The sequence below is a fragment of the Zoogloea dura genome, assembly GCF_012927165.1.
GTDB lineage: Bacteria > Pseudomonadota > Gammaproteobacteria > Burkholderiales > Rhodocyclaceae > Zoogloea > Zoogloea dura.
This window is the reverse complement of sequence record NZ_JABBGA010000005.1, coordinates 200,361-219,392: the sequence shown is the minus strand read 5'-3', so window position 1 is coordinate 219,392 and position 19,032 is coordinate 200,361. Positions and strand designations below refer to the sequence as shown.

Genomic DNA, 19,032 nt, shown 5'->3' with positions numbered 1-19,032 from the left:
ACAAAAGATAACCAAACTGAGGGTAAGTGCCATGAAAAAACTGCTGTTCCCGCTGGTTGTATTCCTACCCGTCACGGCTTTCGCTGCCGCCAACAACGTTGGTTCCTGCGGCCTCGGTTCCAAGGTCTTCGAAGGCCAGAAGGGCGTCGGCCCGCAAGTGCTCGCCGTCACCACCAACGGCACCTTCGGCAACCAGACCTTCGGCATCACCTCCGGCACCCTGGGCTGCAGCCAGGACGGCGTGGTGTCCTCCAACTGGAAGACCGCCCTGTTCATCGACGGCAACAAGTCCCAGCTGGCCCGCGACGCGGCTTCCGGCCAGGGTGAAACCCTCGACGCCCTTGCCGCGCTGCTGAAGATCGATGCCGCCGACAAGGCCGCCTTCGTCAGCCTGACCAAGACCCACCACGCCGAGATCTTCGCCTCAGTGGAATCTGCCGAGTCGATCGCCACCCAGCTCAAGGCTGCCCTGCAGGCCGACGCCCGCCTGGCGAAGTACGCCGACGCGGTCTGAGCCCTCCAGCTCCGGATCAAGCCCTGTGCCCGCACAGGGCTTTTTCATGACACGTTCCGCCCTCATCACCGCGGCCATGGGCCTCGCCTTCGGCACCCTGCCCGCATCTGCCAGCCCCACGCCCCCGGCCCTGCAGGAAGCCCGGGCGCTCGAGCTCGCCGCCGACCCCGCCTGGGTCGACCTCCTGCACTACGCTCCGGCGCCCCTCAGCGGCCACTGGCGCAGCCTGGCCGACGACCCCGGCTTCTTCCTGGCCGCCGACGGCGCCCGCGACCCGGCAGCCGAACTCGACGCCAGCCTGACCGCCCTGCTCTCCCCGGCCCGCCCGGAGGCCCCCGACGATCACCCCCAGTGCCGCTTTCCGGCCCGCTACCACTGGCTCAAGTCGCGCCTGCCCGGCTCCGCCCCGTGGCCGGACCAGCCCTGCCCGCGCCTGGCGGCCTGGATCGCCGGCATCAACCCGGCCGGGGCCACACTGATCTTCCCGTCCGCCTACGTCAACAGCCCGGCCTCGATGTTCGGCCACACCCTGCTGCGCATCGACGTGGCCGGCCAGAGCGAAGCCACCCGTCTGCTCGCCTACACGATCAACTACGCCGCCAAGGCCGACGCAACTGACGGCTTCAGCTTTGCCGCCAAGGGCCTCACCGGGCTCTACCCGGGCATTCTCTCCAGCTCGCCGTATTACGCCAAGGTGCGCGAATACAGCGACATGGAAAGCCGCGACGTGTGGGAATACCCGCTCACCCTGACGGTCGACGAAACCCGCCAGCTGCTCCGCCACGCCTGGGAGATCGGCGCCACCCGCTTCGACTACTGGTTCTTCGACGAGAACTGCTCCTACATGATCCTGCGCCTGCTGGACGTGGCCCGGCCCGGCCTGCGCACCGCCCAGCGCTTCCCGCTGTCCGCCATCCCGGTCGACACGGTGAAGGGCGTGGTGGCGGTTCCGGGGCTCGTCGCCGGCGCCAGCTTCCGCCCGGCCGCCGGCACCGAGCTGGCCTACCGGGCCGGACGCCTGTCCGCCGAAGAGATGGACAGCGCCCTCGCCGTGGCCGACGGCCGCCGCCCTCCGGCCAGCCTCGGCCAGGACCCGCGGGCCATCGAACAACTGGAATTCGCCGACCGGCTGGTGTCCTACCGCGGCCACGCCGGCAAGCTGGAGCAGGACGAGGCCCTGGCTCGCCTGCGCAGCATCCAGAGCGTGCGCAGCACCCTGCCGACCATCGACGTCGGCCAGCCCCCGGTCCCGCCGCGGCCGGAGCAAGGTCACGCCTCCGGCCGCTTCGGCCTTGGCGCCGGGCGCCTGGGCGGCGACCCGGCCCTGTTCATGGACCTGCGCCCGGCCTACCACGATCTCCTCGACCCCGAAGCCGGCTACGCCCGGGGTGCCCAGATCCGCTTCTTCGACCTCGGCGCCAGCCAGCGCCAGGGCCAGGGCTGGCGCATCGACCGCTTCCTTCCGGTGGACATCGTGTCGGTCGCCCCCCGGCAGAGCTGGACCCAACCCCTCTCGTGGAAGGTCCGCTTCGGCTGGGAGCGCAGCCTGGGTGCCAGCCAGGCCACCTCACCCACCCTGGCCGGCGGCCCCGGCGCCGCCTGGGAATGGGATGGCCGGATGGGCCGGCTGATCGGCTACGTCTTCCTGGAAAACCAGCTCGTGGTCCACGGCAAGCTGGACAAGCACTGGGCCATCGGCAGCGGCCCCCTGACCGGCCTGCTGTGGGATGCCGCTCCCCGACTGCGCCTGCAACTCGAGGCGGGACACCAATGGTTCAATGACAACCACCTGCAGCGCAGCCAGGTGCAGGCGCACCTGCGGCAAAGCCTCGGCCCCCGGGACAACCTGGTCGCCGGCTACACCTGGACACGCATCGAGCGGTCGGGCGATGACGAGGCGGACCGGCGCATCAGCATCGGCTGGCAGCATTATTTCTAGGGCAGGCCCGGTCGCAGCGGGCGAGCCCTACAGTCCGTAATAACGGACACTCATGGTAAAATGATGGACGCCTGTCTCGCGCCACAGCCACCGCCGTGACGCGAGATTTTTCTGTTTGCCCCAGCCCTTGCCTGCCATGGAAACTCTGACCGTCATCCGCGAATTTCTTCATGATCGCCTCGAAGTCGACCCTGCGGCGATCCAGCCGGAGACGACACTGGAGGAATTGAAGATCGACTCCCTTCTCCTCGTCGAACTGATCTTCGAGTGCGAGGAAAAGTTCAGCGTCATCTTCGAGCGGGATGTCCCCACCCCCAAGAACATCGGCGAGCTGATCACCATCGTCGACACGTTCATCGCCGAAGCCCGGACGGCCAAGCAGGGCTGAAGCATGACAGCCCGCCGTGTCGCCGTAACCGGCCTGGGCGTCGTGAGCCCTGCAGGCCTGGACGCACGCTCGATGTTCGGACGCCTCCTCGACGGGGAGTCCTTTGTGCGCCTGCACACCATCGACCAGCCGCCCCGCCCGATCACCCAGCCGGCGATCCACTGCGCCGACTTCAACGCTGACGCCGCCATCGGCCGCCCCCTCGCCAGCAGCACCGACCGGTCGGTGCAGATGGCGCTCGCGGCCTGCTTCGAAGCCTGGAAGGACGCGGGCCTCGAACGCAGCCCGGTCACCGGCGCCGGCAACCCGGAGCACGGCGTGTCCTGGGGCTCGGCGCTGGGGAGCACCACCACCTGGGAGCGCGGCTACAAGGAAATGTGGCAGAACGGGCGCGACCGCCTGCCTCCCCTGTCGGTGGTGCTCGGCATGAGCAACGCGGCCGCATCGCACATCTCGATCCAGCTCGGCCTCGGCAACGCCAGCCTCACCTACGTCGCCGCCTGCGCATCGGCCGCGGCGGCCATCGGCGAAGGCTACAAGCGCATCCGCAACGGCGAAGCCACCCTTATGGTCACCGGCGGCTCCGACGTGCCCCTGGCCTACGCGGTCATGAAGGCCTGGGACGCCCTGCGCGTCGTGGCGCTCGGCGACGAGGACAGCGCGCCGGGCTGCTGCCGGCCTTTCCACCCAGGGCGCAGCGGCCTGGTCCTCGGCGAAGGCGCCGCCACCCTGATCCTCGAGGAATGGGAGCATGCCAGGGCACGCGGCGCGACCATCCTCGCCGAGCTGGTCGGATACGGCACCTGCAGCGACCACTCCCACCTGGTCCGCCCCGACCGGGACGGGCAGGTGCGGGCCATGCGCCTGGCCCTGGACGACGCCGGCCTGTCGCCGGACGACGTGGACTACGTCAATGCCCACGGCACCGCCACCATCGAGGGCGACGCCATCGAGGTGGACAGCCTGCGCACCCTGTTCGGCGCCCGCGCCGCCGAAGTGCCGGTGAGTGCCACCAAGTCCATGCACGGCCACCTGATGGGCGCCGCGGGCGCCATCGAGGCCCTGAGCACGGTGCTGGCCCTGCACCGGGACGCCCTGCCGCCCACCGCCAACCTCGACACCATCGACCCCGCCTGCCAAGGTGTACGTCACATCATCGGCGGCGCCCTGCGCAACAGCGGTGCGCGGGTGGCCCTGTCCAACTCCTTCGCCTTCGGCGGCTGCAATGCCGTCCTGGCCTTCCGCAAGGCCGAGGCACACTGAGCCCTCCGCCGCAAACCACATTCCGACCCAGAGACGCCTCCATCATGAGCACGACGCCAACCGGGAACACGCCGGACACCACCCCGTCCCTCGCTGAAATCGCCGCCCTCATCGTCAGCGCCCTCAATCTCGAGATGGCGCCGTCGGAGATCGACCCCGATGCCTCGCTGTTCGGTGAAGGGCTCGGCCTCGACTCCATCGACATCCTAGAGATCGCCCTGGTCATCTCCAAGCAATACGGCGTCCAGTTGCGCGCCGACGACGAGAACAACACCCGCATCTTCAGCTCCCTGCGCAGCCTCGCGGATTACATTGCCAGTCAAAAGGCGGCATGAAGGACAAGCTCCGGCCTCTTCTAGCCGGTGTGCTGGCGGTCGGAGCCCTGATCGCCTACGACGGCCTCGCCCATTACGTCAGCACCTTTGCGGATGCGGCACCATGGGCCGCCCTGATCACCCTGGCACCGGTCGTCGGCTTTGCCCTCAGCCTGCTCTTCAAGCACGCCGGCGGGCTGGCCGCGATGCTCGGCGCGGTCATCGCCGGCGCCCTCGCCAGCCAGGTCTGGCCCTATCTCGGGAGTAACCTGAGCAGCCTCTACCTGGCCCAGTACCTCAGCACCAACCTGGCCCTCGGCCTGTACTTCGGACGCAGCCTGGGCGCCGGGCAGACCCCCGCGTGCACCGCCTTCGCCCTGCTCCTGCATCCGTCGCCCAGCCCCCGGGTGCTGCGCTACACCCACCGGATCACGATCGCCTGGACGCTCTTCTTCGTCGGCAGCGCCGTGACGTCCACGCTGCTCTACCTACTCGCACCAATCCAGACCTGGTCCCTGTTCTCCAACCTCCTGTACCTGCCGTCCCTGGTCCTCATGTTTGTCGTCGAAGGCCTGGTACGCCGCCTTGCGCTGCCCCGGGAAGAACGCCATGGCGTGATCGCCTCGCTGCGTGCCTACCAGGCCAGCACCCGGGCCACCGCTGACGGGCAGGGCCAGGCGCTGACGCCACGGATTTCCCGATGAGGCACCCCACCTACCCGCTCACCGACCAACCCGCGCCCGCCAGCATCATTGCCTGGCAGCCCTCCGGCCCGGTCACCCGCCACCGCTTCCTGACCGACGTGGCCCACCTGGCCAGCCTGCTGCCGCCGGGCGGGCACGTACTCAACATCTGCCAGAGCCGCTACCACTTCCTGGTCGGATTCGCCGCCGCCATCGTGAGCAGCCGCATCAGCCTGCTGCCGTCCACCCTCACGCCCGACACCATCCGGCGCCTGAAGGCCGACACGCCAGACCTGTTCTGCCTGCACGATGGCAACCTGGATGACATCGACCTGCCCGGCTTCGCCTATCCGGATGCGCCCCCCGCCCCAGAGCACGACCTGCCGGTACCGGAGATCCCCTCGGAACGCATCGTCGCCCATGTGTTCACTTCGGGCTCCACCGGCACCGCCCTGACCCACCGCAAAACCTGGGGCGGGCTGGTGATCAACGCCCTGGCCGAAGCCGAGCGCCTCGGCGCGCGGGGCCATGCCCTGGTCGGGACCGTCCCGCCGCAGCACATGTATGGCTTCGAATCCACCGTCCTGATCAGCCTGCACGGTGGAGCCGCCGCCTGGGCCGGGCGGCCCTTCTACCCCGCCGACATCGCCGACGCCCTGGCTGCCGTACCGGCCCCGCGGGCGCTCATCACCACGCCCTTCCACCTGCGCACGCTGCTCGATGCGGAGCAGGCGCTGCCGTCGGTGGACTTCCTGCTGTCGGCCACCGCTCCGCTCTCCGAAGAACTCGCCGCGCGCGCCGAATCCATCTGCGCCGCGCCGCTGCTCGAGATCTACGGCAGCACCGAGACCGGCCAGATCGCCAGCCGGCGCTCCACCGCCACGCGCACCTGGGAGCTGCTCGGCGAGGTCCGCCTGCGCGCCACCGACAGCGGCCACGTGGCCGAGGGCGGGCACGTGGAAGGCATCGTGCCGATCAACGACGTGATCGAGGAGGTGGACGCACGGCACTTCCTGCTCCACGGGCGCAACGCCGACCTGGTCAACATCGCCGGCAAGCGCACCTCCCTGGCCTTCCTGAACCAGCAGCTGCTCGCCGTACCGGGCGTGCAGGATGGCGTCTTCTTCATGCCCGAGGCCGAGCCGGACGACCACGCCACCCGCCTGTGCGCTTGCGTGGTGGCCCCCGGACACACCCGCCAGAGCCTGCTCCAGGCCCTGCGCGGCCGTGTCGACGCGGCCTTCCTGCCCCGTCCGCTGGTCTTCGTGGAGCGACTGCCGCGCAACGAGGCCAGCAAGCTGCCGCGGGCCAGCCTGCTGGCCCTGCTGCCCCCTGCGGGCAAGGCCGCGGAATGAGCGAACTCGCCTGGACAGTGCCGGCGGCGCATCCGGCCTTCGCAGGCCATTTCCCGGGCAGGCCGATCCTGCCCGGCGTCGTCCTCCTCGACCAAGCCATCCAGCTGGCCGCGGGCGTGCTCAGCCCGGGCGTGTCCATCCAGGGCCTCGGCAACGCGAAGTTCTTCCAGCCGGTGGCGCCCGGCACCCGCCTGGTGTTCCGCTTCCCGCCCGCCACGGCCACCGCCCAGGCTTTCGAGATCCTCGATAACGACCGGCTCGTTGCCTCCGGCAGCCTGAGCCTCTCACCACGGCCGTGACCTCGCCCCAGGACTCCCCTCCGGCCGGCGCCGCCTGGACCGGCCAGGCCGAACGCAGCGGCGTCGCCATCATGCGCCTGATGGTGTGGCTGTCCCTGACCCTGGGGCGCCACCTCAGCCGCCTGGTGCTGCACGGCATCGCCGTCTACTTCCTGCTCTTCGCCCCCCGCGCCAGGCGCGCCTCGGCCGATTATCTGTGGCGCATCCTGGGGCGCCGCCCGGGCCTCGCCGAGCGTTATCGCCACATCCTCGGCTTCGCCACCACCATCCACGACCGGATCTACTTTCTCAACGGCCGCTTCGAGCTCTTCGACATCGAGATCAGCGGTGCCGAACTGATCGACGCGCACCTGGCCGGCGGGCGCGGCGTGCTGCTCTTCGGTGCCCACCTGGGCAGCTTCGAGGCGCTCCGCGCCATCGGCCGCAACCGCACCGACCGCGCCGTGTGCATGCTCATGCATGCGGAAAACGCCCGCAAGATCAACAGCGTGCTGGCCGCCATCAACCCCGCCGCAACCCAGGACATCCTCCCCCTCGGCAAGCTGGATTCCATGCTGCACCTGCGCGACCGGCTCGATGCCGGGCAGATGATCGGCGTGCTGGCCGACCGCAACCCGGGCAAGGACGGCGTCACCCCCATCCCCTTCCTGGGCAGCCCTGCGGCCTTCCCGACCGGCCCCTTCCGGCTCGCCGCCATGCTGCGCCGGCCCGTGCTCTTCATGTGCGGCGCCTACCTCGGCGGTAATCGCTACCGGATCAGCTTCTCGCCCCTCGCCGACTTCAGCCAGGTGGACCGCAAGGGCAGGGATGCCGCCATCACCGCAGCCCAGGCCGCCTACGTCGCCCTGCTCGAAACCCGCTGCCGGGAGGCGCCCTACAACTGGTTCAACTTCTTCGACTTCTGGGGCGAACTTCCGGCCCAGCCGAACGCCCAAGCCCGATGACCGCCCACCGCCTCGCACGGACCTTCACCTTCGCCCTGGCCCTGCTGCTGGCCGCCACTCCGGCCCTCGCGGCCTGGGACATTCCCCAGCTGATGACCGAACTCGCCCGCAACCAGGGCGGCCGGGCCCTGTTCACCGAGAAGAAGTACATCGCCCTGCTCGACAAGCCTGTCGTCTCCTCCGGCGAGATGCGCTACGTGGCGCCTGACTACCTGGAGAAGCGCACCCTCAAGCCGCGGGCCGAAACCATGATCCTCGACCGCGACCAGATCAGCCTGGAGCGTGGCAAGCAGAAGTTCACCCTGCGCCTGCGCGAGCAGCCCGAAGTCCTCGCCTTCGTCGCCAGCATCCGCGGCACCCTGTCCGGCGACCGGGCCGCCCTTGAACAGAACTACGCCCTGTTCCTCTCCGGCAACCGGGACAACTGGACGCTCAACCTGTCGCCCAGCAACCCGCGCATCGCCGAGCTGGTCACCCGCATCACCATCGGCGGCAGCCGCCAGCAGGTGCGCAGCGTCGAATACCTGCAGGCAGACGGCGACCGGGCCGTGATGTCCATCGAGCCCGACGACGCGCGATGATGCGCCTGCCCGCCCGCCCCGTCCTGCTGTGGCTGATCGGCCTGGCCCTGTGCGCCGGCATCGCCCTGCGTGCCAACTATACCGCCGACATGTCGGCCTTCCTGCCGCGCAGCCCGACCCCGGCCCAGCAATTGCTGGTGGACCAGCTGACCGAGGGCGTACTGTCGCGACTGCTGCTGGTCGGCATCGAAGGCGCCAGCCCCGAAGCCCGGGCCGACCTGTCCCGCCAGTTGGCCAAGCGCCTGGACGAAGGTGGCCTGTTCCTGTCGGTGCGCAACGGCGACGCCGCCACCCTGGCCCGCGACCGCGAGCTGCTGTTCACCCACCGCTACCTCCTGAGCCCCGCCGTCAGCCCCGGACGCTTCACCACCGAAGGGCTGCATGACGCCGTCGAAGCCAGCATCGACCTGCTCGCCTCGCCCGCCGGCATGGTGCTCAAGGGCCTGCTCAGCCACGACCCCACCGGCGAGATGATGGAGCTGATCGGCAGCCTCGACACCAGCGGCAGCCCGGCCAGCCAGCATGGCGTGTGGGCCTCCCGCGACGGCCGGCGGGCCATCCTCATGCTGCAGACCCGTGCGTCCGGCTCGGACACCGATGCCCAGGCCGCCGCCATCACGCGCATCCGCGACGACTTCGCCGCACTGGCCCGCCAGGCCGGCCATCCGGAGGCCCGCCTGCTGGTCTCGGGGGCGGCCGTCTTCGCCGTCAATTCCCGCAGCGCCATCGAATCGGAAGCCGTCCGCCTCACCACCCTCAGCACCGCGGCGGTGATCAGCCTGCTGCTGCTGGTCTACCGCTCCTTCACCGCCGTGCTCCTCGGCCTGCTGCCGGTGGCCAGCGGGGCCCTCGCCGGCATCGCCGCGGTGGCCCTGGGTTTCGGCGGCGTGCATGGCCTGACCATCGGCTTCGGCACGACCCTGATCGGCGAGGCCGTGGATTACACCATCTACTATTTCGTGCAGTCCGACGGAAAGGACGAAGGGAGCTGGATGGAGCGCTTCTGGCCGACCATCCGGCTCGGCGTGCTGACCTCCATCTTCGGCTTTGCCTCGCTGCTCTTCTCGGGTTTCCCGGGGCTCGCCCAGCTCGGCCTGTACTCGATCGCCGGCCTGATCACCGCCGCAACGGTGACCCGCTTCGTGCTGCCCCACCTGCGCCCGGCGGGCTTCCGGATCCGCGACATCGCGCCGGTCGGCATTGCCCTCTCCCGCTTCTGGAACCAGCTGTCGCGGGGCCGCCTGGTCATTCCCGTGCTGGCCATCGCCGCCGTGGTCGTGCTGGTCACCCACCGGGACCACCTGTGGAGCGCCAGCCTGTCGGGCCTCAGCCCGGTCTCCGCCGCCGACCAGGCCCTGGACCAGAGCCTGCGCGCCGACCTGGGCGCCCCGGACCTGCGCTACCTGGTGGTCCTGAAGGCCGCCGACCGGGAGGCCGCCCTGCGCGCCGCCGAAGCCGTCGGCCAGCGCCTGGACACGCTGGTCCGCGACGGCGCCCTGGGCGGCTTCGAAACCCCCGCCCGCTTCCTGCCCAGCGTCGCCACCCAGACCGCCCGGCAGCAGTCGCTGCCCGAACGCAGCGAACTGGCCCGCCGCCTCGACGCCGCACTCGCCGACCTCCCCCTGCGGCCCGGCAAACTCAGCGCCTTCCTGGATGACGTGGAGGCCGCCCGGCGCCAGCCCCTGCTGACCCCCGAAGCCCTCAAGCACACCACCCTGGCCCTGGCCGTGGACTCCCTGCTGCTGGAGCGCCCCCAGGGCTGGACGGTGCTACTGCCGCTGCGCGCACCGGCCGGCGACACGCCCCTCGACCCCCTGCGAATCCAGGCGGCCCTGGCCGGCAGCGACGCGCTCTTCGTGGACATCTTCGGCGAGTCCAACCGGCTCTACCAGACCTACCTCGACGAGGCCATCCTGCTGTCCCTGGCCGGCATCCTCGCCATCGTGGTGCTGATGGCGGTCGCCCTGCGCCGGCCGGCGCGGCTGCTGCGGGTGATGATCCCGGTCGTCACCGCCGAGCTGATCGTCATGGCCGGGCTGGCCCTGGGCGGCCAGGCGCTGACCCTGCTGCACCTGGTCGGGATGCTGCTGATCGTCGCGGTGGGCACCAATTACGCGCTGTTCTTCGACCGGGCCGACAGCAACCCCGGTGATGACCCGCGCACCCTGGCCTCCCTGCTGCTCGCCAACCTGGCCACCGTGATCGGCTTCGGCGCCCTCGCCTTCTCGCCCGTGCCGGTGCTCAAGGCCATCGGCATCACGGTCGGCCCCGGCGCGGTGCTGACCCTGATGCTCTCCGCCATGCTGGTCCGCCGGAGCCCACGCTGACATGGCCCGCTGGCGGCCCAGCCCCTTCCTGCAGGCCAGCGCCCTGGTCCACGCCGGCGCCGCGGCGGGGCTGCTTGCCAATCCGGCCTGGTGGCCCGCCGCCGCCGGCGCACTGGTCGCCAACCACGCCGCCCTGACGGTCGCCGGCCTGCTGCCGCGCAGCCGCCTGCTCGGCCCCAACCTCACCCACCTGCCCGCCGGCAGCAACGAGATTGTCATCAGCATCGATGACGGCCCCGACCCGGAGGTCACGCCCCGGGTACTGGACCAACTCGCTGCCGCCGACGCACGCGCCACCTTCTTCTGCATCGGCCGGCGCGCAGCCTCCCACCCGGCCCTGGTGCGGGACATCGTGGCCGCCGGGCACACCATCGAGAACCACAGCGAACACCACTGGAAGCGCTTCTCCACCCTGGGCCCCGGCGCCATGGCGCGGGAGATCGCCGCAGCCCAGGACACCCTGGGCCGGCTGGCCGGCCGCCAGCCGCGCTACTTCCGCGCACCGGCCGGCCTGCGCAACCCCTTTCTCGACCCCATCCTGGCGCGCCTCGACCTGCGCCTTGCCAGCTGGACCCGGCGCGCCTACGACACCCGCACGGGCGACCCGCAGCGCGTGCTATCCCGCCTGTGCAGCGGCCTCGGCGGCGGCGACATCCTGCTGCTGCATGACGGCAACGCCGCGCGCACGCCGGCCGGCCGGCCGGTCATCCTCGAGGTGCTGCCCACCCTGCTGGCGCGCATCCGCGACGCCGGCCTGAGCACGACGCCCCTGCCGTGAAGGCCGCCCTCCTGCAACACTTGGTGGACCAGGCCAGCGCGCCCTATCGTCCGGCCGGCCCCTGGGCCTGGCACTTCGCCCGGGGCAAGCTGAAGGGCGACCCCCTGTTCGCGGCCCTGCTCGAACCCGGCCTGCTTCCGGAAACGGGGCGTTATCTCGATCTGGGCTGCGGCCAGGGCCTGCTGGCCAGCTGGCTGCTGGCGGCGGCCGGGACGCCCCCGCAAGGCCCCGCGGCCGACCTTGCCCACCCCCTGCCGCGCATGCTCGCGTACCACGGCGTGGACATGCAGGCCCACTCCGTCGCCCATGCCAGCCAGGCACTGGCCGGCAGCCCGCTCCCCCTGCAGCTTGAGGTGGACGACATGTGTACAGCCCCCCTGCCCCCGGCCGACGTGGTCACCCTGTTCGACGTGCTTCATTACGTGCCCCCGGCGGCCCAGGAGATGCTCCTCCGCCGGATCCGCGCCAGCCTCCCGCACGATGGTCGCCTGCTGCTGCGGGTCGGCGACGCCGCCGCCGGGCTGCCCCATCACCTGTCCCGCCTGGTGGACAGCCTGGTGGTGCTGGGCCATGGCGGAGGCTGGCCGCGCCTCCATTGCCGCAGCGCGGCAAGCTGGTGCGCACTGCTGCGCGAACTGGGCTTCGCCACCGGGATCCGGCCCATGCCCGGCGCCGGCTTCGCCAACACCCTGATCCTCGCCCGCCCGACCCGAACACCATTGTCATAAACACCCGAGGCAGCCGCCTCTGTTAGACTTCGGCCACTTCCCGAGCGCCCCGAAACGTGACTCCACTGCACCTCGCACACCACACCGTGACCTCCTGCGTCGGCGATGGGCTGGCGCCCCTGCGCAACGCCCTCCTTGCCGGCACCAGCGGTCTCAAGCCCTACCACATCGAAGGCCTGGGCCTGGATACCTGGATCGGCGAGATCGCCGGCCTGGACGACAGCCCGCTGCCGCCGGCACTGGCCGCCTATGACTGCCGCAACAACCGCCTGGCCCTGCGCGCCCTGGAGGCCGACGGCGTCGCCGAGGCCCTGCGCGAACGCATCGCCCGGCATGGCCCGCGGCGCATCGGCATCGTGCTGGGCACCAGCACGTCCGGCATTCTCAGTACCGAGCTGGCCTACCGCCAGCGGGACCCGCAGAGCGGGGCCCTGCCCCCCGGCTTCTTCTACCCTGGCACCCACAGCACCTATTCCCTGGCCGCCTTTGTGCGTGAGGCCTTCGCCCTGGAAGGGCCGGCCTGCGTGGTGTCCACCGCCTGCTCCTCGTCGGCCAAGGTCTTCGCCGCCGCCGCACGGCTGATCCGCGCGGGCCTGATCGACGTGGCCCTGGTCGGCGGCGTCGACAGCCTGTGCTACACCACGCTGCACGGCTTCGCCTCCCTGGAACTCACCGCCGCAGAGCCGTGCCGGCCCTATGACGCCGAGCGCAAGGGCATCTCCATCGGTGAAGGCGCCGCCTTCGCCCTGCTCGAACGTCCGCCAGCCAGCCTGGATGCCGGCGCCGTGCTGCTGCTGGGCAGCGGCGAATCCAGCGACGCCCACCACATGTCGTCGCCCCATCCGGAGGGGCTTGGCGCCCGCCTGGCCATGGAAGCCGCCCTGGCCGAGGCCGGGCTGGATGTCGACGCCATCGACTACATCAACCTGCACGGCACCGCCACGCCCAACAACGACGCGGCCGAAGGCTGTGCGGTGGCGGCCCTGTTCGGCGCCCGGGTGCCGGCCAGCTCGACCAAGGGCATCACCGGCCACACCCTGGGGGCGGCCGGCGCCCTGGAGGCCAGCGTCTGCGCCCTGGCGCTCGCCGACGGCTTCCTGCCGGGCAGCCCCAACACCCGCAGCGCCGACCCGGCCATTCCCATCGACTACCTCCTCGCCACCCGCCGCGCCGCGCCGCGTCACGCCATGAGCAACTCCTTCGGTTTCGGCGGCAGCAACTGCAGCCTGGTCTTCGGGAGGGCCGGATGAGCGCCTCTCCGCTTTTGTCGGCCTGGATCGACGGCGTCGGCCTGATCGCCCCCGGCCTCCCCGACTGGTCCACCGCCTGCGCCGTGCTGGCCGGGCAGGACGCCTTCGCCAGCGCCCCCAGCGTGCTGCCCGCACCGGCCTTGCTGCCACCGGCTGAAAGGCGCCGGGCCAGCCGGGTGGTGCGGATCGCCCTGGCCAGCGGCCTGGCCGCCCTCGACCACGCCGGGCTCGACCCTGCCGGGGTCGCGACGGTGTTCTCGGCCTCCACCGCCGACGGGCACAACTGTCACGCCCTGTGCGAGACCCTGGCCTCCGACGACCAGCGGGTCTCCCCCACCCGCTTCCACAACTCCCTGCACAACACCCCGGCCGGCTACTGGAGCATCGCCACCGGGGCCATGGCGGCCAGCCAGTCCCTGTGCGCCCACGACGCCAGCTTTGCGGCAGGCCTGCTGGAGGCCCTGGTGCAGGTAGGCAGCAGCGCTGCGTCCTGCACCCTGATCGCCTACGACGCCGAGTATCCCGCGCCCCTGGCCGCCGCCCGGCCCATCCCCGACGCGGGAGGCATCGGCCTCGTGCTCAGCCCGACCCAGGGCCCGCGCAGCCTGGCGCAGATCTCCGTGAACCTGTCGGACTCGCCGGTGACGGCCCTCGCCGACCCGCAGCTCGACGCCCTGCGCCTGGCCATCCCGGCCCTGCGCGGCCTGCCCCTGCTCGAGCTGCTGGCCACCCGCCGCGCCGGCAGCGCCGTCCTCGAATACCTCGCCCCCCTCAGCCTGCAGGTGACCGTAAGCCCATGCTAGATCGCAGCGCCATTGCCGCCCGCATCCCCCACCAGGGAGACATGTGCCTCCTCGACCGCGTCGTCGCCTGGAATGAATCCTCCATCCAGTGCACCGCCAGCAGCCACCGGCGCAGTGACAACCCCCTGCGCGAGGGCGGCCGCCTGGGTGTGGCTGCGGGCATCGAATATGCCGCGCAGGCCATGGCCGTGCATGGCGGGCTCCTCACCGCCAACGGCCAACCGCCGCGCCAGGGCTACCTGGCCAGCGTGCGCGGGGTACGCTTCCATACCCTGCGCCTGGACAACCAGGGCGCCGACCTGCAGATCGAAGCCGAACGGGTGTCGGGCGATGCCCGCCAGGTGCTCTACCGCTTTACCGTATCCGCCGCCGGCCAGGCCCTGCTGGACGGCCGCGCCGCGGTGATCCTCGACGCGGAGGGCCTGCAATGAAGCGCGCCCTCGTCACCGGAGGCAGCGGCGGCATCGGCGCCGCCATCGCCCGCCGCCTGGCAGCCGACGGCCACCACGTGCTGGTCCATGCCAACAGCAACGCGGCCAGGGCCGCCGAGGTGGTGGCTGGCATCCGCGCCGCCGGCGGCTCCGCCGACAGCGTGAGCTTCGACATCACCGACGCAGCCGCCACGTCCGCTGCCCTCGAGGCCATCCTGGCCGACGGCCCCGTCTCCATCCTGGTGAACAACGCCGGCCTGCACGCCGACGCGGTGTTCCCCGGCATGGGGCCGGACAAGTGGCGGCAGGTCATCGACGTGAACCTGAACGGCTTCTACAACGTCACCCAGCCCCTCACCATGCCGATGATCCGCGGGCGCTGGGGCCGCATCATCACCATCACCTCGGTGGCCGGCCTGATGGGCAACCGGGGCCAGGTCAATTATTCCGCCGCCAAGGGCGCCCTGCATTCCGCCACCAAGGCCCTCGCCCAGGAGCTGGCCAGCCGCGGCATCACGGTCAATGCGGTGGCGCCGGGCATCATCGCCACCGCCATGATCGAGGGCAGCTTCGACCAGGCCGCGATCGAGCGCCTGGTGCCCATGAAGCGCGCCGGCCGCCCCGAGGAGGTCGCCGACCTGGTGGCCTTCCTGGCATCCGACCGGGCCACCTACATCACCGGCCAGGTCATCTCGATCAACGGCGGCATGGTCTGACGCGATGAGCACCGGGCACCAGCTGGCCGCCAGCATCTCGGTCCACAAGACCGAGGCGACGCTGTTCTTCACCCTGCTGCAGCTCACGGTGATCGTCCTCGCCGGGCGCATCGGCGGCATCCTCGCCAAGCGGGTCGGCCAGTCGCCGGCGGTCGGCGAGATCATCATCGGCATCCTGCTCGGGCCATCCCTGTTCGGCCTGCTGGCCCCGGACGTGTTCGATTACGTGTTCCGCTCGGCGCCGCCGGAGCCCATGCAGATCCTGTCGCAGATCGGCCTGATCCTGCTGATGTTCCAGATCGGCATCGAGTTCGATTTCTCTCACCTGTCGGAGCGCCACAACCGCAAGGCAGTAAGCCGCGTCGCCCTGGCCGGACTGGCCGCGCCCTTCGCGCTGGGGCTGACCTTCGGCTGGGTGTCGGCGCCCGAGCTGTCGCCGCAGGCCGACCGGCTGGCTTCCGGGCTGTTCATCGCCACCGCATTTTCGATCACCGCCCTGCCCATCCTCGGCCGGATCATGATCGAGTTCGAGCTGACCCGGCGCCCCATCGGGGTCATCGCGATCAGCGCGGCGGCCATCAACGACGTGGTCGGCTGGCTGCTGCTGGCCCTGGTCACCACCCTCACCCTGTCCCGCTTCGATGCCCTGGAGTTCGGCACCAAGGTCGTGCTGGTGGCGCTCGTCATGGCGGTCGCGTGGTACGGCCTGCGCCCCCTGATGAAGCTGGCGGTGCGCCGCACGCGCCACCACGGCCACCTCTCGCCGCACCTGATGGGTCTGCTGCTGGCGGCCATCTTCCTGTGCGCCATGGCCACCTACAAGCTGGGCATCTTCGCCATCTTCGGCGGCTTCGTGATGGGCGTGCTGGTGCACGACGAACACGAGCTGGTGAAGGCCTGGAAGGAGCGCATCGGCCATTTCGTGAGCGTCTTCTTCCTTCCCATCTTCTTCACCTATACCGGCCTGCGCACCAATATCGGCGGGCTCGATACAGCCAGCCTGTGGGGCTGGTGCATCCTCACCACGCTGCTGGCGACCCTCGGCAAGTTCGGCGGCACCTACGTGGCAGCGCGCAGCTGCGGCCTCGGCCACGCGGAGTCCAGCGTGCTGGGCATCATGATGAACACGCGGGCGCTGATGGAGCTGATCGTCATCAACGTGGGCTACGACCTGGGCGTGATCTCCCAGGACATGTTCACCATGCTGGTCCTGATGGCCATCGTCAGCACCGTGGTCACCACCCCCGGGCTGCGCCGCTGGCTGCCGCGCATGGGACTACCCGTGCCAGGGCGCTCAGCGCCCGACCAGCCGGCGCCCGAGCAGGCGCGGCAGACGCCATAAGAAGCCGATGAACAGCCGGGTGTGCATCCAGGTGAGCAGGCGGTTGTCGCGGAAATAACGGAAGTGCGACACCCCGCCCTCGTCGGCCCTGAAGTAGCGCACCGGCGCCGGCAGGTTGATCGGGGGCACCCCCGCCCAGGCCAGGCGCACCACCGCCTCCGGATCAAAGTCGAAGCGACGCATCCAGCGCTGGCTGCGCATGATCTTCTCCAGCGGCCCGATCGGATAGATGCGGAAGCCGAACAGCGAATCGCCGATACCCATCCACAGGGTCTCGAGATTGGCCCACCAGTTGGAGATCTCACGGCCCTTCACCCGCAGGCTGGGCGCCGCTGCATCGAACACCGGCTTGCCCAGCACCATGCAGTCGGGGTGGCGGGCCGAGACGGCCATGAACTCCGGGATGCAGGGCGCCGGGTGCTGGCCGTCGGAATCCATCGTCAGCACATGCGTAAAGCCTTCGGCGGTGGCGGCACGCAGCCCCTCCAGCACCGCCGAGCCCTTGCCACGATTGACCGGCAGCTCGATCACCCGCAGGCCGGCATCCGCCGCCGCCATCGCCCGCAGGCGCGCAGTGCTGCCGTCCGTGCTGCCATCCACCACGACCCACACCGGGTTCCAGTACCGGCGCGCCTCGCGCACCGTTTCATCGACCTTGGGGCCGGGGTTGTAGCTTGGGATCAGGACCAGGTGGGTGGCCGAGGCTTGGATCATCACGACGCGGGGCTTTCTTGACGGGAGGCTGACTGCCGGGAGGCCTCGGCCGGGCCGGCGAGTTCTTCGCGGAAATAGGCTTCGAGGACACCGGCAAAGGCACGCCCGTGCTCCGGCGGCTCAAAACGCCGCCCCAGCCGGATACTGAAACGCAACGGCAGCTCGGGCTTGCGGAACAGCGGCCAGGCCTTGCCCAGGTAGGGGGAGCTGAACTCGATGAGCAGCGTCTGCACCGGCACCTTCGCGCTGCTGGCGATCAGGCCCGCCGCGTTGGTGCAGGTGTCGAAGGGAAAGCACTGGGTCCGCGAGCCCTCGGGGAAGATCACCAGGTGCGCGCCCCGCTGCAACTCGCTGCGGGCACCACGGACCATCCGCATCGGCGAATCGTTGCGGATATACCGGGCCAGCCGGGCAGCCGCCCCCAGCAGGATGTTGTCCATCAGTGCCGCCTTCATCACACAGACTGCGTCGGGCAGGCGTGACACGATCATCACCACGTCGAGCAGGGAGGGATGGTTGGCCACCAGGATCAGGGGACGCTCCTGGCGCAGGGCATCGAGGGCCCGCAGATCGAAGCGGCAGGCGCAGAAGATCGTCAGGAAATTCAGGTAGATCCGGAAGCCGATCATGATCGCCATCCGCCCGACGAAGGTCCCGGCCCGCCGGGGCAGGACGCCGCACAGCAGGGCGAACGGCAGCCAGCTCAGACACAACACCGCCAGCACGCCCAGCCCCAGCACCATGGCCAGGTATTCATAGGCCGTCCACAGGCCGCGGCCAAGGCGGGACAGCGGCCTAGTCATCGACGCTCACGCGCTCTGCGGATTCGCCCAGGATCCACGCCACGGCGACCCCCATGGCCAGGTAGTGGCTGCGCGCCACCAGCGGACTGTCCTCGAAGGCCGCGCCCTGCAGGGCATCGTAGCGGACATAGCCACCGACCCAGTAGCCCGGGTAGCGCCGCGACAGGGAGGCCAGGAACTGGCTCCCGCTGTAGCCGCCACCGGCCTCGTAGGCGGGGCGGGTGGCGGTGGCCTCGGCGGGGCTCACCTGGTAGTAGTAGGCGTGCTGGCGGCGGGTGGCGAAGATCGGCCCGCTGCGCAGCCCGAGCCGCCACCCCGGCAAGGCCGCCAGGTCACCTACGTCCAGGTTGAGCGCCGGGGAAAACACCCAGCCCGCCTGGCGCGGCGGGCTGCTCAGGGTGAAGGCACTGCGCAGCGGCAGGAGCAGCTTGAGCTGGCGCTCCCGGTCGTCACTGCGCCAGAGGGTCAGGTCGAGCTGCGGCCCGATCTCGGCGGTGGCATCCAGATCGGCCATGCCAGCCCGGGCACGGCTCCGGTCGCTCCCGACGGGGGGTGCAGCGGCCAGGCTGATGCCCAGGTCCACCCGGTCACTGTCGAAGAGCACCCCGCGGACCCCGTGGCGGTCGGCCCGCAGGTATTTTCCGTGATAGATGAAATACGGTACCGGCAGCACATAGCTGCGGGTGTCATCGCTGCCCCGCCACGCCGGCAGGCTGAGCACGCCGACTCCGGCCCCCACCTCCCAGAGGGGTTTCCCGGCGCTCTCTGCGTTCTCGGCTCCCGGCGCGGCGACGGCCGCCTGCCCCGCCATGACGGTGGAGCAACTCAACAGGAGGGGGAACACGCGGAGCAGGTGCATG

At 70.6% G+C, this 19,032-nt stretch carries 21 protein-coding genes; 18 read left to right on the top strand and 3 right to left on the bottom strand.

The window, feature by feature from the left end; all coding sequences use genetic code 11:
• The first annotated feature begins 31 nt into the window (after positions 1-31).
• From HHL15_RS08835 to HHL15_RS08750, 18 genes are all read left to right on the top strand, one after another.
• On the top strand, positions 32-514 hold the full coding sequence (locus HHL15_RS08835; protein WP_169145388.1) for a DUF3015 family protein: 483 nt from the start codon (positions 32-34) through the stop codon (positions 512-514).
• 46 nt (positions 515-560) lie between these two features.
• Positions 561-2,453, top strand: coding sequence for an Lnb N-terminal periplasmic domain-containing protein (locus tag HHL15_RS08830; RefSeq protein WP_169145387.1), 1,893 nt, complete (start codon positions 561-563; stop codon positions 2,451-2,453).
• A 136-nt stretch (positions 2,454-2,589) separates the two neighbouring features.
• Positions 2,590-2,841, top strand: coding sequence for an acyl carrier protein (locus HHL15_RS08825; protein ID WP_169145386.1), 252 nt, complete (start codon positions 2,590-2,592; stop codon positions 2,839-2,841).
• 3 nt (positions 2,842-2,844) lie between these two features.
• The gene (locus tag HHL15_RS08820; protein WP_169145385.1) at positions 2,845-4,104 is read left to right on the top strand and encodes a beta-ketoacyl-[acyl-carrier-protein] synthase family protein; all 1,260 of its coding nucleotides are present in this window, start codon (positions 2,845-2,847) and stop codon (positions 4,102-4,104) included.
• Between the two features lie 44 nt (positions 4,105-4,148).
• The gene (locus HHL15_RS08815; protein WP_169145384.1) at positions 4,149-4,439 is read left to right on the top strand and encodes a phosphopantetheine-binding protein; all 291 of its coding nucleotides are present in this window, start codon (positions 4,149-4,151) and stop codon (positions 4,437-4,439) included.
• The gene (locus HHL15_RS08810; RefSeq protein ID WP_169145383.1) at positions 4,436-5,122 is read left to right on the top strand and encodes a COG4648 family protein; all 687 of its coding nucleotides are present in this window, start codon (positions 4,436-4,438) and stop codon (positions 5,120-5,122) included. The genes HHL15_RS08815 and HHL15_RS08810 overlap by 4 nt, the downstream gene beginning before the upstream one ends.
• Positions 5,119-6,456, top strand: coding sequence for an AMP-binding protein (locus tag HHL15_RS08805; RefSeq protein WP_169145382.1), 1,338 nt, complete (start codon positions 5,119-5,121; stop codon positions 6,454-6,456). The genes HHL15_RS08810 and HHL15_RS08805 overlap by 4 nt, the downstream gene beginning before the upstream one ends.
• Positions 6,453-6,755 (top strand): 3-hydroxyacyl-ACP dehydratase FabZ family protein, encoded by a 303-nt coding sequence (locus HHL15_RS08800; RefSeq protein ID WP_169145381.1) that lies wholly within the window; start codon positions 6,453-6,455, stop codon positions 6,753-6,755. Before HHL15_RS08805 ends, HHL15_RS08800 begins: the two co-directional genes overlap by 4 nt.
• Positions 6,752-7,699: an LpxL/LpxP family acyltransferase gene (locus HHL15_RS08795; RefSeq protein ID WP_328825007.1), complete on the top strand. Its 948-nt coding sequence runs from the start codon at positions 6,752-6,754 to the stop codon at positions 7,697-7,699. The genes HHL15_RS08800 and HHL15_RS08795 overlap by 4 nt, the downstream gene beginning before the upstream one ends.
• A complete protein-coding gene (locus HHL15_RS08790) occupies positions 7,696-8,280 on the top strand; it encodes a LolA-related protein (RefSeq protein ID WP_169145380.1) in 585 nt (194 codons plus the stop codon). Before HHL15_RS08795 ends, HHL15_RS08790 begins: the two co-directional genes overlap by 4 nt.
• The gene (locus HHL15_RS08785; RefSeq protein ID WP_169145379.1) at positions 8,277-10,607 is read left to right on the top strand and encodes an MMPL family transporter; all 2,331 of its coding nucleotides are present in this window, start codon (positions 8,277-8,279) and stop codon (positions 10,605-10,607) included. Before HHL15_RS08790 ends, HHL15_RS08785 begins: the two co-directional genes overlap by 4 nt.
• 1 nt (position 10,608) lies before the next feature.
• Entirely contained in the window at positions 10,609-11,385 is a 777-nt protein-coding gene (locus HHL15_RS08780; protein WP_169145378.1) for a polysaccharide deacetylase family protein, read from the top strand.
• The gene (locus tag HHL15_RS08775) at positions 11,382-12,113 is read left to right on the top strand and encodes a class I SAM-dependent methyltransferase (RefSeq protein ID WP_169145377.1); all 732 of its coding nucleotides are present in this window, start codon (positions 11,382-11,384) and stop codon (positions 12,111-12,113) included. The genes HHL15_RS08780 and HHL15_RS08775 overlap by 4 nt, the downstream gene beginning before the upstream one ends.
• Positions 12,114-12,169: 56 nt before the next feature.
• Complete coding sequence (locus tag HHL15_RS08770; RefSeq protein WP_169145376.1) at positions 12,170-13,363, top strand: beta-ketoacyl-[acyl-carrier-protein] synthase family protein; 1,194 nt, start codon at positions 12,170-12,172, stop codon at positions 13,361-13,363.
• Entirely contained in the window at positions 13,360-14,166 is an 807-nt protein-coding gene (locus tag HHL15_RS08765) for a beta-ketoacyl synthase chain length factor (protein WP_169145375.1), read from the top strand. Before HHL15_RS08770 ends, HHL15_RS08765 begins: the two co-directional genes overlap by 4 nt.
• Positions 14,160-14,597, top strand: a complete 438-nt coding sequence (locus HHL15_RS08760) for a 3-hydroxylacyl-ACP dehydratase (protein ID WP_169145374.1) — start codon at positions 14,160-14,162, stop codon at positions 14,595-14,597. The genes HHL15_RS08765 and HHL15_RS08760 overlap by 7 nt, the downstream gene beginning before the upstream one ends.
• Positions 14,594-15,313 carry a 3-oxoacyl-ACP reductase FabG gene (gene fabG / locus HHL15_RS08755; RefSeq protein WP_169145373.1) on the top strand — a complete coding sequence of 240 codons (720 nt, stop codon included), beginning with the start codon at positions 14,594-14,596 and terminating at the stop codon, positions 15,311-15,313. The genes HHL15_RS08760 and fabG overlap by 4 nt, the downstream gene beginning before the upstream one ends.
• 4 nt (positions 15,314-15,317) lie before the next feature.
• Complete coding sequence (locus HHL15_RS08750; RefSeq protein WP_169145372.1) at positions 15,318-16,655, top strand: cation:proton antiporter; 1,338 nt, start codon at positions 15,318-15,320, stop codon at positions 16,653-16,655.
• Here the strand turns inward: HHL15_RS08750 and HHL15_RS08745 are convergent.
• From HHL15_RS08745 to HHL15_RS08735, 3 genes are read right to left on the bottom strand one after another with little or no spacing between them, the layout of a single operon-like run.
• Positions 16,608-17,369, bottom strand: a complete 762-nt coding sequence (locus HHL15_RS08745) for a glycosyltransferase family 2 protein (RefSeq protein ID WP_169145468.1) — start codon at positions 17,367-17,369, stop codon at positions 16,608-16,610. The two genes, HHL15_RS08750 and HHL15_RS08745, sit on opposite strands and share 48 nt — an antisense overlap.
• Entirely contained in the window at positions 17,369-18,172 is an 804-nt protein-coding gene (locus tag HHL15_RS08740; RefSeq protein ID WP_169145371.1) for a lysophospholipid acyltransferase family protein, read from the bottom strand. The genes HHL15_RS08745 and HHL15_RS08740 overlap by 1 nt, the downstream gene beginning before the upstream one ends.
• Complete coding sequence (locus tag HHL15_RS08735) at positions 18,165-19,031, bottom strand: MipA/OmpV family protein (RefSeq protein WP_235943296.1); 867 nt, start codon at positions 19,029-19,031, stop codon at positions 18,165-18,167. The genes HHL15_RS08740 and HHL15_RS08735 overlap by 8 nt, the downstream gene beginning before the upstream one ends.
• Position 19,032: the final 1 nt, after the last annotated feature.

What these genes read in the sequence shown, in the direction of transcription:
- HHL15_RS08835 (WP_169145388.1), top strand. Translation starts at nt 32, where the DNA reads ATGAAAAAACTGCTGTTCCCGCTGGTTGTATTCCTACCCGTCACGGCT.
- HHL15_RS08830 (WP_169145387.1), top strand. Translation starts at nt 561, where the DNA reads ATGACACGTTCCGCCCTCATCACCGCGGCCATGGGCCTCGCCTTCGGC.
- HHL15_RS08825 (WP_169145386.1), top strand. Translation starts at nt 2,590, where the DNA reads ATGGAAACTCTGACCGTCATCCGCGAATTTCTTCATGATCGCCTCGAA.
- HHL15_RS08820 (WP_169145385.1), top strand. Translation starts at nt 2,845, where the DNA reads ATGACAGCCCGCCGTGTCGCCGTAACCGGCCTGGGCGTCGTGAGCCCT.
- HHL15_RS08815 (WP_169145384.1), top strand. Translation starts at nt 4,149, where the DNA reads ATGAGCACGACGCCAACCGGGAACACGCCGGACACCACCCCGTCCCTC.
- HHL15_RS08810 (WP_169145383.1), top strand. Translation starts at nt 4,436, where the DNA reads ATGAAGGACAAGCTCCGGCCTCTTCTAGCCGGTGTGCTGGCGGTCGGA.
- HHL15_RS08805 (WP_169145382.1), top strand. Translation starts at nt 5,119, where the DNA reads ATGAGGCACCCCACCTACCCGCTCACCGACCAACCCGCGCCCGCCAGC.
- HHL15_RS08800 (WP_169145381.1), top strand. Translation starts at nt 6,453, where the DNA reads ATGAGCGAACTCGCCTGGACAGTGCCGGCGGCGCATCCGGCCTTCGCA.
- HHL15_RS08790 (WP_169145380.1), top strand. Translation starts at nt 7,696, where the DNA reads ATGACCGCCCACCGCCTCGCACGGACCTTCACCTTCGCCCTGGCCCTG.
- HHL15_RS08785 (WP_169145379.1), top strand. Translation starts at nt 8,277, where the DNA reads ATGATGCGCCTGCCCGCCCGCCCCGTCCTGCTGTGGCTGATCGGCCTG.
- HHL15_RS08780 (WP_169145378.1), top strand. Translation starts at nt 10,609, where the DNA reads ATGGCCCGCTGGCGGCCCAGCCCCTTCCTGCAGGCCAGCGCCCTGGTC.
- HHL15_RS08765 (WP_169145375.1), top strand. Translation starts at nt 13,360, where the DNA reads ATGAGCGCCTCTCCGCTTTTGTCGGCCTGGATCGACGGCGTCGGCCTG.
- HHL15_RS08760 (WP_169145374.1), top strand. Translation starts at nt 14,160, where the DNA reads ATGCTAGATCGCAGCGCCATTGCCGCCCGCATCCCCCACCAGGGAGAC.
- fabG (WP_169145373.1), top strand. Translation starts at nt 14,594, where the DNA reads ATGAAGCGCGCCCTCGTCACCGGAGGCAGCGGCGGCATCGGCGCCGCC.
- HHL15_RS08750 (WP_169145372.1), top strand. Translation starts at nt 15,318, where the DNA reads ATGAGCACCGGGCACCAGCTGGCCGCCAGCATCTCGGTCCACAAGACC.
- HHL15_RS08745 (WP_169145468.1), bottom strand. Translation starts at nt 17,369, where the DNA reads ATGATCCAAGCCTCGGCCACCCACCTGGTCCTGATCCCAAGCTACAAC.
- HHL15_RS08740 (WP_169145371.1), bottom strand. Translation starts at nt 18,172, where the DNA reads ATGACTAGGCCGCTGTCCCGCCTTGGCCGCGGCCTGTGGACGGCCTAT.
- HHL15_RS08735 (WP_235943296.1), bottom strand. Translation starts at nt 19,031, where the DNA reads ATGCACCTGCTCCGCGTGTTCCCCCTCCTGTTGAGTTGCTCCACCGTC.